The sequence below is a fragment of the Enterovibrio makurazakiensis genome, from assembly GCF_050336585.1.
GTDB lineage: Bacteria > Pseudomonadota > Gammaproteobacteria > Enterobacterales > Vibrionaceae > Enterovibrio > Enterovibrio gelatinilyticus.
Genome location: NZ_JAKJSE010000006.1, coordinates 17,096 through 30,464 on the forward strand (window position 1 = coordinate 17,096; position 13,369 = coordinate 30,464).

Sequence of the window (13,369 nt, forward strand, 5' to 3'; positions counted from 1 at the left end):
GATCCTTACCAAGGAAATGCAAGTGGAACAAGAGTGATGACGCCAAGCCCGTAGACAACTGAAAGCGGTGCTCCCGCTTTCAAGTAATCTTTTGTTTGGTAGCGTCCTGCGGTGTAAACCATAAGGTTGGTTTGATAACCAAAGGGAGAAAGGAAGCTGGCACTTGCTGCAAATGCAACTGTCATGATAAAGGGCATAGGGTCAACGTTATATTGCGCTGCGATAGCCAGTCCAATGGGAAAGGCAATAGCGGCTGCGGCGTTGTTCGTGATGAGCTCGGTCATGAGCCATGTGGCTAAATACAAAATGACTAGCGCACCAAAGGGGCCGCCATTCTGGCTCAATATCATCATGGTAGATGCAATGCTATCGGCGAGCCCTGTTTCACTGATGGCTTGCGCTAAACCAAGGGCAGAGCCAATCACCAGAACCAACTCAAAGGGAAAACGACGGCGAAGATCATGCACCGATATCAACTTGAAACCTATTGCGGCAGCAAGGAGCAAAATAAGCCCTTTATGCAATGGTAGTATGTCGGTGAAACCTGCGATCAAAACAGCGACAGCACCGAATAAAAAAGCCATGGACTGTCGCTGGCTTAGAAAGGTGCCGTGCTCGCGCTCCCCCACTAAAACAAAGTTCTGTGCAAGGTTACCGCGACGATAAAAATCGTCACCGACAGCAAGGACGAGTAGGTCGCCACCCTGTAAACGAACCTGACCTAAGCCTCCACGAAGTTGGTGACTACCTCGCTTTACTGCTACGACGGCAGCACCAAATTGAACCCGAAAGTTGAGCGATTTGATGGTTCTCCCCGACACCATGGCATTGGGGGTCACCACCACATCGATTAAATTGTCGGATGGCAACTTTTCACCTTGAGTATTGAGCGTCAGTCCATTGAATCGGGTTAGCAGAGGGGTGGCATCGAGATCGCCAGAAAAGACCAGTACATCGTTAGCTTGTAGCAGTTCACTGGGTGATACGGGGGAAATGACTCGGCCCCCACGAATGATTTCTACTAGAAATAACCGCTCAAGGTGTCTAAGACCACTGGCTTCGACGCTTTGATTAATCATGGAGGAGCCAGCGTCGAGGCGGGACTCTAAAAGATACTGATGTGTTTCCCCTTTTGTGCTGGCATTGTGACTAGGAAGCAGGGGGAGAGATACGAAAACGATCACGATGATCCCTAGCAAAAATAGGGGGGCACCCACTAATGTGAAGTCAAAGAAGCGGATCCCAGCAAGACCTGCATTCAGCGCGAAGCCATTCACCAATAGGTTGGTTGATGTGCCAATGAGCGTCATGGTGCCACCTAAAATAGCGGCATAAGAGAGCGGAATGAGAAGTTTGCTACCTGAGTGCGTGCTTTGAGTCATGCTCCTCATCAAGGTAGACACCACGGCAGTGTTGTTGATCACCGCAGACAAAAAGCCCGCCGATATCGTAGATTGCAGCGCGACTCGTCGCAAACTGCCTCGTGTGCACCATTGCCCCAAAACGCTGATGAGCACAGTGCGCTCTAATACCACTGATACCAGTATCAGCAGCACTAAGGTGATCAGGGCTGGGTTGGTGAAATTATTGAATAGCTGGGTAGCAGGGATAACATCTGCGATTAATAACGCAGTGAATACACCTCCAAACACCAATGCAGGACGAAGGCTGGTGAACAGCAGTGCCACCAGTAACCCTAATATAAGTAGTGCCACCACCCAACTCACTGACTACGCCCCGTAAATGGAAAGTAAAGCAGCGCGTTGTTTTTCCTCGCTGAAGTCGTGGTTTATCTCACTCAACGCGGCTTGGTAGTTTGGATTATCTGGCTCTCGGCAAAATGTGACGATGTGCTCTGCCATGTTTTGCGGTGTTTGCGCTAAGTAAGGGAAGCCCAACGTTTCTGTGGCGCCAATAATGCGCAGAATCATGGGGACTTGCATGCGCGAAGCTTCTAACAGAGTCAGAGGCATGCCTTCCCACGCGGCAGTGTGTAAGTATAGATCGGCGTTTTCTAACGTCTGCATGAGTTGTGAGTGAGGGATCATTCCTGTTACGTTAACTCCTGCTTGTTTCAGGGCATCCTCACTTTCAGTGTTACCTCCGCCTAGCCAGGTGATGGAGATTTGTTCATGCTCAGGAAACGCTTGCAAGCTTTTCATTGTGTCTAATAAGAACTGAGGGTCTTTTTGTGCCGATACTCGTCCTACCACCACCAATTGGAACGGTGGACGTTGCTTTGGTGACGATTTTTGTGGGGTGACCACATTGCTACCACTAGAATCTTCACTGAGATTGGCATAGTTATTGAGATGTATGGCACGTGAAGCGCCCAACCTCAGAGCAAGTTCACACTCTCGAACACTGCAGCCCGCGATCACATCAATGCGAGACAGCGCCAAAGACTCCAGACGTTTGTAAACCTGCTGCATCAAGGGGGAAATGTCTTGGCGTTCAAAGGAGTAGCAATGAGGGGTGTAAACCATCTTTGCATTGCCCTTTGGTAAAAAGCGACCGAGAAATCCAGCAAAGCTTGAATGCAGGTGAATCACATCGGGCTGAAGTTCTTTGACAGCGTCGCGAGCAGCTAGATAAAACGTGAACAATCCCCCCTGAACGGTTTTCACGTCTGAAAACAGCGAGTGAATCGCCATGCCTGTGTCATCTGTTGGGCGAAGTCGAGCGAGTAATATGTGTGTGACTGGGTCGTCTTTCGATGAGCGAGCATAGCTGCAAAGGGCGGTTTGTATGCCTCCGCCAAATGCTTCAGTGATGTGAAGAATCGTTTTCATCACGTGCTCCATTTTCTTTTGAAACGTACGATTTCTTCTTCGCTATAGATAGCCTTATAAATTGGTGCATCGTAAAGGCTAAACAAACGCTCAAACGAATAGGTTTCTTTGAAGCGTTGATATAGCGCGGAATACCATTTGTTCGATGCTTCGTTGCTTGATTGCAATAAGAAATCGGATTGACCTAAGAATTCACCCAAAACGTCAGCAGATTGGTTGATGGCTTCACATTTGAGCAGCAGCACCTCACAGCCACCTTGTTGTATGTGCCAGTGGGTTTGTGTTGGGTCTGCGATATGTGACAGAACATCAATGCCGAACTGGCGTTTAAGCTCACGATCAAACCATTCGGTGAAGTACGTCAAACGCATTTGGTTCTCAAAAGCGTTGGTTAAATGTTTGAGGGTTGTGTCCATGTCTCCATGGATAGAAAGGTTTTTTTTGCCTTCAATAAACTGAATGTGCAAATCTTGGAAAAAACGTGATACCACCGTTGCAACAGGATCTCGCACTAAGGTAATGATTTTTAGGTGGTCGCGTTTTTTGAGTACACGAAGACGATGTGCCAATGTCAGCTTATAGGCGGTATGGATAGGCCAATCAAAGAAACACGCCACATCTTTCGTATTCCGGTACATTTGGAATTCTTCATTGTCATCAAATGTGTGGATGTGCCAACTCGGTATATCAGCATGCTCCAGTGATGCCTCGATAGATGACGAGCCGACTTTGCCCATTTGGTAAACCAGAACGAAATCCTTTTGGCGTAAGGTTTGGTCGAAGGCGCGTTGGCGCGCCAGACTGAATTTCATTACTTATCCTTATGAATAGCGACGTTTGATAGCGGCGTTTTTGAAGCAGCCTGATTGAGATATCGTACGTTTAGCGATGGAGGCACTGCGCTTGGCTCGTTGAGAACCCGAGTATTGATAAAAAATGGCAGTAGAAACATCAACATGATCGTGCTGTTGATGGCAACAAACAGCACCATGGCCAAAATATATACCGCCATTAAAAACGAAATAGGATTTTGGAAGCGCTGTGAAAATAGACGATGCATGCTGAGCAAGAAGCCGCCAAACAAAATGGTAAGGCCAACGAGGCCATATTCGATGGCCACATCGAGTGCGAAGTTATGGGTATAGATAGCGAGTTCTTGATTTTGAAAGTAATCAACAATGTGCTCAGGCAGCATCTTTGGGCCGACCCCAAGGATCGGGTTCTCTAGAAAGAGAGAGAAACCATTGGCGAGTAGCAGCTTGCGCCACAATTCTGAATCCCAACGAGCTTGCTGTTGGTCTGCATACAAAATATCCAAAGGGGTAAACTCTAAATGATTCAATATGGCTGAAACTCCCAATAGTGACCATGCTGAGAGCAACGCGAGTATTACCCCAAATAACACCGTGAAGCCTAGTGCATTAACAGTTTTCTGGGTTCTTAGATCATGAGATTTACGACAAAATACATAGTCGCAGGCAACCATCAAAATGATGCCAAGGAAGGCCTTGCGCTCATCAGACATCACCAGCAATACAATGGATAAACCAAGGAAAACGTAGCTAAAGCGAATATGGTCACGCATCAAATACAGCAGAAGGCACGAGAAGCCAAACAAGTACTTGGTGTTACCGAGTTTTTTGAAATTCCCTAGGTCGGGGAACACAATGAAGTGCCATATGGCGGTATACACAGCGCCGGCTAATGCATAGAGAGCGACGGTGGAAAGAAATCGAGGGGAGGCCAGCAGTCCACTTTGGTGAAGCACACCTAGAAACGCTGTAATTGACAGCCATTGAATGACCTCGATGATGACCAGTGTTGCGGGGACATTACTGACAATACCGGCTATCACGATATATACAACAAACAACAAGACGAAACCCGCGGCCTTGATTGTTGACAGCAACAGTTGACCTCGAGCGGCTATCAGCCCGATAAACCCTAGTGACGCAATACCAAGCAAATCAGCAAGGTAAATATCTATACCCGATACGCTGAGTTTCATTGGCACAAAGAACAGGATGACGGCTGCGGCCGCCAAATGCTCAAGAGGTTTTACCATTCACCAACCTCTGCTTGTCATTTACTAATGCTTGATAGGCTTGATAGTACTGCTCACGAAACGCGGACAAGGTGAAGAGTTGGCAGCGCGAAATTGAGCGCTGTGTTGCCGCTTGGTAGCTTGCTGGGTCTTCACAGACGTTAGAAATCATAGAAGCCAATGCTTCACTATCGCCAACGTCAAACATGCTGGTTTCGCAGTCGATAACTTCGCGGATCCCTGGCACGTTAGACGCGAGCACGGGGAGCCCTGCTGCCATCGCTTCTACGGCGGCAAGGCCGAAACCTTCAATGATTGAGCTTTGTACATAGAAATCCAGACCATCGAGAAAGTCGGGGATATCTGAACGAATACCATGAAATATCACACGACTTTCAATGCCCAGTGATGCCGCGAGCGATTGGTACTCTTCGCGTCTGTCACCTTCGCCCGCGAAATGAAGTTCATATCTTTCGGGTAGAAGCGCTAAAGCTCGGATCAATGTGGGCTGATCTTTGTAAGGATGAAGGCGACCCACCATGCCTATACGCACCGGTGCGGCGGGCTGTGGAAACGGCTTTTCAGTTAACGAAAACTTGCTTAAATCGACGCCGTTGTAAATCACCTGATAGTGACTTTTCCACTGAGGAATAAAGGACTCCAACTCCTCTTGCACTTGTTCGGTGATGCATACCGTGGTTTGGTATCGCCAATAAAGGAGATATTCGAACGGTTTCATCCAAATATGATCGCGGCGGCGGTTATGGCTGTTGTGCTCGGTTTGAAGGCGTTTTTTTCCAAAGGCCGCCAAGGCGATATAAATGGACGGAAACAGGTGTCCGTGAACCACGTCAGGCCAGCGTAAAAGTTGCCATTTTTCTTTGAGCGATAAGTGACACCAGGCGTAATACGTTACGCCTTGTGCATCGAGCGTGTCACAAAACTCGTTGGTGTCATTCAATGTGATGATTTTGATCTCATAGCCTGCTGGTGGCGGTGAAACCAGATCAATCAAAAAACGTTGTGCACCGCCATTGAGTGACAAGTCATTGATAATATGCAAAACCTTGACTGACATGTGAGCGTCACTCTCCTGACCAGCATGCAAAGACACCGTATTCATGCATTTCTTCCTTGCCGACTATTCGACGGACTGAGTGCCCCATTCAGGGTAGTGATCGCGAATGTAGCGATTGAGTGCAATTTCAGCGGCGGTATAAGTGCGATTTTGCTGGGTATCGAGTGCCGAATGAATATCTTCAACCATACCCGCAGCAACCGTGATGTTGCTGAGCCGGTCGATCACAATGAAAGCGCCTGTTTTACGAATGTCTGAGTAGCGATCAACCGCGACGGGTGAGTTCAAATGGATCTTTGCAATGCCAATTTCGTTGAGCGCAAGTTCTTGCGTATCAAGCGTATTGAAATTATTGATATCGATCTTATGTGCAATGTCGGTGATGCGTCCGGTGACGTTATGGCTTGCAAACTTAAAGTCATAGTCATGCTGGGCTTTTAGCGCATCTTGTGACATCCAGACCAAACTGGCGGTGACTCGGTCGGTGGAAACTGGCGCGGTCGTGGCGTGCACCAGCATGTCGCCACGAGAAATATCAATTTCGTCAGCTAGGGTGACTGTGATGGCATTATTGGGGGCAACGGCCTCCAATTCACCATCGTAAGTGACGATGGAACTGACGGTGCTCTTTTGGCCCGAAGGGAGGGCGATGATTTCATCACCTTGGCGCAAGATGCCGGATGCGAGCGTGCCACAATAGCCGCGAAAGCTATCATCCGGACGGTTAACGAATTGAACGGGAAAGCGCATCAAGTCGAGGTTTTGATCGCGACTAATCTCGACGCCCTCAAGCATACCCATGAGTGATTCACCCGTGTACCAAGGCATGTTTTCACTTAGGCTAACGACATTGTCACCAGTTAGTGCAGACAACGGCACATAGCTAACATCTGGGATGCCAAGTTGTGATGCCATGGCTTGGTAGTCAGCCTTGATAGATTCAAAGACTTTCTCGTCGTAATTCACCAAATCCATTTTATTAATAGCAACAACAACATGGCGAATGCCAAGCTTACTAACGATGTAACTGTGACGACGTGTTTGAGTCAGTAAACCTTTGCGCGCATCAACCATTACAATGGCTAATTCGCAATTAGATGCACCCGTTGCCATGTTACGGGTGTACTGCTCGTGACCTGGGCAATCGGCAATAATGAACTTACGCTTTTCTGTAGAGAAATAGCGATAAGCCACATCAATGGTGATGCCTTGCTCACGCTCAGATTGCAGGCCATCGACGAGTAATGCGAGGTCAAGTGCATCACCAGCATTCCCAACGCGTGCGTTGTCTTTGTGTAACGTTGAAAGATGATCTTCAAAGATCAGCTTTGTGTCATAAAGAAGGCGACCAATTAAAGTGGATTTACCGTCATCGACGCTGCCGCAGGTTAACAGGCGCAGCAGATCTTTGTTTTCATGTTGGTGCAGATACGCTTCGATATCTGACGCTATCAGTTCAGAGCTATGGCTCATGAGTCTTCCTTATTTGCTAATAGCAAATTCCATCTGGGAGCAATTGAGGCTTTTAGAAGTAGCCTTCTCGTTTTTTCTGTTCCATTGAACCGGCCTGATCGTGGTCGATCACTCGGCCTTGACGTTCAGAGGTTTTGGTCAGCAACATTTCCTGAATAATTTCGGGGAGTGTTGCCGCCGTAGATTCAACAGCGCCTGTGAGTGGGTAGCACCCCAAGGTACGGAACCGAACTGACTTCATCTCAGGCTTCTCGCCTTTTTCCAAAGGCATACGATCGTCATCGACCATGATCAGAGTGCCGTCTCGCTCAACAACAGGGCGCTCTTTTGCAAAATACAAAGGCACAATGTCGATGTTCTCTAGGTAGATGTATTGCCAAATATCTAGCTCAGTCCAGTTAGAAAGAGGGAAGACACGAATGCTCTCGCCTTTATTGACTCGGCCGTTATAGACATCCCAAAGCTCAGGGCGCTGGTTTTTCGGATCCCAGCGATGATGTTTATCGCGGAAAGAGTAGACCCGCTCTTTGGCGCGGCTTTTTTCCTCGTCACGACGAGCCCCACCAAAAGCCGCATCAAATCCATATTTGTCCAAGGCTTGTTTCAGGCCCTGAGTTTTCATGATGTCTGTGTGTTTTGCACTGCCATGCACGAAAGGACTGATGCCCATGTCGACACCGTCTTGGTTGATGTGAACTTTTAGGTCTAGGCCATGCTTTTTGGTGAACGCATCGCGAAAGGAAATCATTTCCCCAAACTTCCACGTGGTATCCACATGCAACAGCGAGAATGGTGGCTTTCCAGGATGGAATGCTTTCAATGCCAAGTGCAGCATAACGGCTGAATCTTTGCCGATAGAGTAAAGCATCACTGGGTTATCGAACTCAGCAGCCACTTCACGAATGATATGAATGGATTCATTTTCAAGCTGCTTGAGATGGGTTTGGTTTACGGAAATTTTGTCCACCATTATCGATCCTTTTCTTACGTTGCCAGCGGATAACGCTGGTGGAACGCTTTAATGAATTCAGGGAGTAAATCTGCGGGCAGGGTATTAATCCCTGCTGCAGCTTTTCTGCCGCCTCCAGTTGGGAATGTCGCGGCGAGCTCGTCTGCACCTACACGATTGTTAAGTGGCGCTCGAATGCTGACGAGATAGTTGCCATCAGCTTTGGCTGTTATCACAGCGTTTGCGACATTCGGATCGCGGTTAGCCAAATCGTTGGAGTACACACCACTAATTCGGCGTGCCCATGCCTCATCAGGCAACATGTATACACATGACCCTTGTTGCTGTGAGTATGGCGTGATAGAAGCGGCTTGTTCGCTATCGCTCATAAAGCCATTCTCAAGGGTTGCGTAAACATCAGGTCGTTCAGTGATGAAGTTAAACGGTGAAGGGTAAGGTGCCATGAGCTTATAAATCTCGGCTGGCGAGAACAGTAAATCAGCGAGAGATGACCCATAACCGTTATAGTTCAGGTAAGTACCAAACTGCTGGAGTGTTTTTTTATCTTGTTCACACAGACCTGCTTTGTTTGCTAGCGTATCTGCCACTGCAAACAAATTGTCGCCATATGCACCGACTAGCGCCCATTCTCTGTATCGTCCATCGAGTAGCTTATCGACAATCAGGCTTGTACACGTATTCGCAGCGGTGTTGATGTGTGTGGTTAACGCATTGTGCTCTGGGATCTCGTCAGGGTTGTGATGGTCGGCATAGAACACTCGCACACCCTGAGACAGCAAATTGTCTAGAGCCGCACGGTTTTTACCCATTGCAACATCTAGTACGGTAACGTCTTGCGCAATGGCGGGATCAACTTGTTTGAGCAAAGCAATGTCTCGCTTGACTCCCGTGATAAGTACGCTGTTTTTAGGCGTGGCCAATCGAAGTTGCAACAGTGCGCAGATCCCATCGGCATCGCCGTTAAATACATCAAAACTTGTCTTCATTTATATTGCGTTTCCTTTTTTGGCACTCATGCTCTAACTGGCTTCGAGTGCTTTATCGCCTTGCTTGTTTGCGTTGTAATATTCGTAATGCAGCTTATATTTTGCATCTGAAAATTTGCCTGAAACTTGGTTTAGCACCACTCCATCAATGGCAATGTCATGGCGTAACATTTGCCCGACTGAGTCATTGATTTGTTTCTCTGTCGTGGATTCTGCTTTGACAACAAGGATCATTCCTCCGGCCAATCGTCCGAGGATCAAGCTGTCACTCACTACGTGTACAGGAGGAGTGTCGAGAATGATTCGGTCATAGCTCTGCTTCAGTTCAGTGAGCAGTGAGGCAAATTTTTGTGAGCCTAAGAGTTCTTGCGGGTTAGGTGGCAATAATCCTGCGGGCAAAATATCGAGCGAAGATTCGTCATCATGATAGATACATTCACTTACCGGTGTTCCCATCACTAACGCGTTGGTTAGCCCTGTTTGATTGCGAGGTAAGCCATAACGTTGCCCGATGGCAGGCATACGAAGATCGCAATCAATGAGCAGGGTACGTTCCATTTTTGCAAGTGACTGAGCCAGGTTAAGTGCGACGGTCGTTTTGCCCTCAGAGGGAAGAGACGAAGTCACGCAGAGCACTTTTCGCTTACTGTTTGTTAGCGTGAGCAGTACAGAAGTTCGTATAGTCCTGATTGACTCGCTGAATTGTGTCGCATCGGGATCAAGATATAACGTGTGATCTAGTGGCGCATTCTTGAAGCGCTTCACTTTCACTTGAGGGATAAAGCCTAAATGCTGCAATCCGAGTTTCTCCTCAACATCATCGGGTTTTTCAATTGTGTTGCGGTAAGCATCCGCTAAAAACGCGCCGACAATTCCGAGCAATAAGGCGAGTGCGATGCTGATCGCAATTAATTTGCTTGTTTGTGGGCGAAACGGATCTTGTGAAGTTTTTGCTTTGTCGATGAAGCGAGCGATGACGGATTCGAAATCACTGGTTGCTGTGGTTTCTTTTTGTCGGTTTAGGAATAAATCGTAAAGCTGGCGGCTTGAGTCAACATCAAGTTTCAGTGACTCATATTGGGAACGTTTTGAGCTAATGTTTTGATAGTCTTGCTTCTTGCTATCAAGCGCAGCAATCAGTGATGCCTCTTGTTTTCGAGCATTGGTGAGCTCTTTTTCTATACCACGCGCTAATTCATTGATCACAGAATTGGCTCGACTACGAACCGCACTTAGGCGTGCACGAGCCTGAATCATCTTGTCATGCTTATTGCCATAGCGCTTTGAAAGCTCAGAGACATTTCTTTCAGCATCGATTTCGGCATTTTTAACATCACGAACTTGCGGGTGATTAGATATTTCGGGAACGGATAACAAGGCGGCAGCACCGGCCCCACTTCCTTGCATGAGTGAATATAAACTTTCCGCGGCGACACGTCTTTCTTTGGCCTCAGCCACTCGAATTGTCAGGCTGGTGAGTTCTGTGCCCGCGAGTTCGTTGATATTGTTGAGCTCAATCAGCCCCTCGTCTTTCAAAAATTGCGTGAGAGCAGCTTCGGAGATATCAAGATTGTCTTTGAGCTCACCGAGGCGATCGGTAATCCACCCAGCGGCTGTTTGCGTGGCCACCAGTCTCGCTTCTAGGTTGGACTCGATATAGGCTTGCCCTAATGCATTCGCGACGCGTGTTGCTAGCTCAGGATTGACAGAATCAAAGTGAACTCTGACCATTTGTGTGTTGCGAATGGGCTCGATGGTGAGATGAGATTTGAACGCTTTCAGCACTTCTTGGTTGACAGTGTCGCTGTCGACGATCGCAGTTAGCGGAGTGGGCTTAGGCAAAAAGGTCTGCAGAAAATCAATGTTATGGAGCAAAGTAAGCAGCTTATCTCGGCCGGAAGGCTTACCCACTTGACTGTTAAACTCATAAATCTGCGCGATACCTAATTCATCGATAACTTTTTCCGATAAGGAATCAGACTTGAGGATCTCGAACTGGGTTTGATAATACTCTTTCTTTGTTGTGTCTAGCGCATACACCTCTTCAATAGAGATAGTTTTGCTTGCTTGAGATTCAATCAGCAGTGTTGCCGTTGCACGATACTTAGGCGTAATGGAAAGAATAAGCAGTGTTGCAACAAGGGTAAAAACAGTGACAAACAAGCCAATTGGAATCCAATAGCGACCGATGACGTTGAAGTAACGTCTAAGATCTAGGCGTGCTTGTCCACTGGCCGGGTTAGGCTCGATAAGTTTCATGCTGATTACTTCCTTTTATTCTCGCAGCGCTAACTAAAAAAAGCTCTGGTCGACCACGATGATGTCGCCGGGTCCAACAGCTTGTGACAGGCCAACGTTATTTTGAGTTGTTCCATTCTTGGCTTCTGTCTTTTGAATATCATTTCGTGATGCTCTGTCGGTAAAACCGCCAGCAATGGCAATGGCTTTACCAATGGTTAAACCCGGCTGATAGTCATATCCGCCTGGGTGGTGCACCTCACCATTGACATAAAATTTGCGGAACTTAACGACATTGACGGTCACTTTAGGGTCAATTAAATAATCGCCACGAAGTCCACTTTCAATAATACGTTGTAGTTGGCTGACAGACTTTCCTGCCGCTTCTAAACGTCCCAAGTAGGGGTAGTCAAAACGTCCTCGTGTGCTGAGTAATATTTGCATGGAAAGATCCTCTTCCCCATACACATTAATGGAGATGTAATCACCATCATCCAGCACATATTGTTCCGTTGTTGCAGCGCCACTTGCGAAAGGCAGTAATAGTGCAATAAGCAACAAAAATCGATGAATCACAAACTTACCTCCATGCCAATAAATAGTCGTGTTTGCTCGTAGCTATAACCGACTAAGCTAGAATCACGTTCAAATCTGCTCACTCCTAAAGAAACATCCCACCAACGCTTCAGGCTATAAACGAGAGTGAGTTCGTATGTTGTATCGTCGTCTTTTCGCACGCCGAGAGGGTACTCATTTGTACCGTAACGAGCGCTAGCAATTGACATGAACCTAGGTGTCCAATTGTGTTCCCAATCCAGTTGTACTGAACGGTCTTTTACGTAGTCAGCATTGATATTAGGATCTCTCGCGTAGTCACGACCTTCTAGCTTAAACGTACTGTAGTCGGTCGGAGCCCAACTCATATTGGCTCGCCAAATGAGCCCTTGGAAGTCTTTACGCCGCGAGTCAGAGAAATCCTTATTCTGTATCCCTGCGAGCAGTTTCCCTTGAGTTTTACCCGTGATGTCCCATTCCAATCCGCCATACAGTGCCGAGTCTAGGCTATCTCGTGAGATACCAGGCGTCGGGTCAATAAATTCATAATTTCGGTCTTTTACGCTTGCGACGGCGACGGCATAGAAATAGTTGGAAACGGCATAATAAAATTCGCTAGCGAGATAAGGTTGCTTCCAATTGAAGTAGCGAGTTTGTTGAGTTCGACCATTACGAATATATGTGACATCGTCGTACTCTTTACTTTCATATCCCGCAATCCCAACTAATCGACCTTTTGTACCTGCTGCGCCATAGGTATAGCGACCCTTTAAATTATGACGTTGAAATCGAATAGGTTCGTTCACTGCGAGGCTGAACCCCTCAGTAAGACCTGTTCCTCGAGGCTCATGAGTGATGTTGTAGACATAATCAACGAGCAAGCGATTACGAACGTCAAAGACAAAGAATCCCGCACCATGTGCTTGGTGATCGATGTAGTTATCATCGCTACTATCGCTATAGTTGACCGCGTCAAAACGATAATCAAACTGATACGCTGAGCGATTGGTTTTTAATAACGCCATCACTTTGGGTGAGACGATACTCTCGGGTGAACTCACCGTGTTATCAGTCGTGCGTCTAACATTGTCATTACTGCCCGCACTCACTTTTAGCGTGGGAATGATGTCAATGCCGTTCTCTGTTTGATATGCCAAAGGTTCAACCGCTGCCACTGACAGAGGAAAAAACAAATAAATACCAACCCATAAATGACTGCGAATCACGACAATC

General features: G+C 47.3%; 11 protein-coding genes. All 11 read right to left on the reverse strand.

Features of this window, described 5'->3' with window-relative positions:
• Positions 1–5: 5 nt before the first annotated feature.
• Positions 6–1,727: an SLC13 family permease gene (locus L4D06_RS03640; protein ID WP_337992896.1), complete on the reverse strand. Its 1,722-nt coding sequence runs from the start codon at positions 1,725–1,727 to the stop codon at positions 6–8.
• A 3-nt stretch (positions 1,728–1,730) separates the two neighbouring features.
• Positions 1,731–2,792: a glycosyltransferase gene (locus tag L4D06_RS03645; RefSeq protein WP_429737909.1), complete on the reverse strand. Its 1,062-nt coding sequence runs from the start codon at positions 2,790–2,792 to the stop codon at positions 1,731–1,733.
• Complete coding sequence (locus tag L4D06_RS03650; RefSeq protein WP_429737910.1) at positions 2,792–3,604, reverse strand: putative capsular polysaccharide synthesis family protein; 813 nt, start codon at positions 3,602–3,604, stop codon at positions 2,792–2,794. Before L4D06_RS03650 ends, L4D06_RS03645 begins: the two co-directional genes overlap by 1 nt.
• Positions 3,604–4,857, reverse strand: coding sequence for an O-antigen ligase family protein (locus tag L4D06_RS03655; protein WP_429737911.1), 1,254 nt, complete (start codon positions 4,855–4,857; stop codon positions 3,604–3,606). Before L4D06_RS03655 ends, L4D06_RS03650 begins: the two co-directional genes overlap by 1 nt.
• On the reverse strand, positions 4,841–5,914 hold the full coding sequence (locus L4D06_RS03660; protein WP_429738012.1) for a glycosyltransferase: 1,074 nt from the start codon (positions 5,912–5,914) through the stop codon (positions 4,841–4,843). Before L4D06_RS03660 ends, L4D06_RS03655 begins: the two co-directional genes overlap by 17 nt.
• Positions 5,915–5,977: 63 nt before the next feature.
• The gene (cysN, locus tag L4D06_RS03665; RefSeq protein ID WP_429737912.1) at positions 5,978–7,387 is read right to left on the reverse strand and encodes a sulfate adenylyltransferase subunit CysN; all 1,410 of its coding nucleotides are present in this window, start codon (positions 7,385–7,387) and stop codon (positions 5,978–5,980) included.
• A gap of 52 nt (positions 7,388–7,439) precedes the next feature.
• On the reverse strand, positions 7,440–8,357 hold the full coding sequence (gene cysD, locus L4D06_RS03670) for a sulfate adenylyltransferase subunit CysD (RefSeq protein WP_429737913.1): 918 nt from the start codon (positions 8,355–8,357) through the stop codon (positions 7,440–7,442).
• Positions 8,358–8,371: 14 nt separating this feature from the next.
• Positions 8,372–9,343 (reverse strand): DHH family phosphoesterase, encoded by a 972-nt coding sequence (locus L4D06_RS03675; RefSeq protein ID WP_429737914.1) that lies wholly within the window; start codon positions 9,341–9,343, stop codon positions 8,372–8,374.
• Between the two features lie 33 nt (positions 9,344–9,376).
• Complete coding sequence (locus L4D06_RS03680) at positions 9,377–11,602, reverse strand: GumC family protein (RefSeq protein WP_274162985.1); 2,226 nt, start codon at positions 11,600–11,602, stop codon at positions 9,377–9,379.
• A gap of 33 nt (positions 11,603–11,635) precedes the next feature.
• Complete coding sequence (locus L4D06_RS03685) at positions 11,636–12,157, reverse strand: polysaccharide biosynthesis/export family protein (RefSeq protein WP_420791171.1); 522 nt, start codon at positions 12,155–12,157, stop codon at positions 11,636–11,638.
• Positions 12,154–13,362 (reverse strand): outer membrane beta-barrel protein, encoded by a 1,209-nt coding sequence (locus L4D06_RS03690; RefSeq protein WP_429737915.1) that lies wholly within the window; start codon positions 13,360–13,362, stop codon positions 12,154–12,156. Before L4D06_RS03690 ends, L4D06_RS03685 begins: the two co-directional genes overlap by 4 nt.
• Positions 13,363–13,369 lie beyond the last annotated feature (7 nt).

Excerpts from the sequence above, each read along its gene's own strand:
- L4D06_RS03680 (WP_274162985.1), bottom strand. The coding sequence starts at position 11,602 with ATGAAACTTATCGAGCCTAACCCGGCCAGTGGACAAGCACGCCTAGAT.
- L4D06_RS03650 (WP_429737910.1), bottom strand. The coding sequence starts at position 3,604 with ATGAAATTCAGTCTGGCGCGCCAACGCGCCTTCGACCAAACCTTACGC.
- cysN (WP_429737912.1), bottom strand. The coding sequence starts at position 7,387 with ATGAGCCATAGCTCTGAACTGATAGCGTCAGATATCGAAGCGTATCTG.
- L4D06_RS03645 (WP_429737909.1), bottom strand. The coding sequence starts at position 2,792 with ATGAAAACGATTCTTCACATCACTGAAGCATTTGGCGGAGGCATACAA.
- cysD (WP_429737913.1), bottom strand. The coding sequence starts at position 8,357 with ATGGTGGACAAAATTTCCGTAAACCAAACCCATCTCAAGCAGCTTGAA.
- L4D06_RS03660 (WP_429738012.1), bottom strand. The coding sequence starts at position 5,914 with ATGTCAGTCAAGGTTTTGCATATTATCAATGACTTGTCACTCAATGGC.
- L4D06_RS03675 (WP_429737914.1), bottom strand. The coding sequence starts at position 9,343 with ATGAAGACAAGTTTTGATGTATTTAACGGCGATGCCGATGGGATCTGC.
- L4D06_RS03655 (WP_429737911.1), bottom strand. The coding sequence starts at position 4,857 with ATGGTAAAACCTCTTGAGCATTTGGCGGCCGCAGCCGTCATCCTGTTC.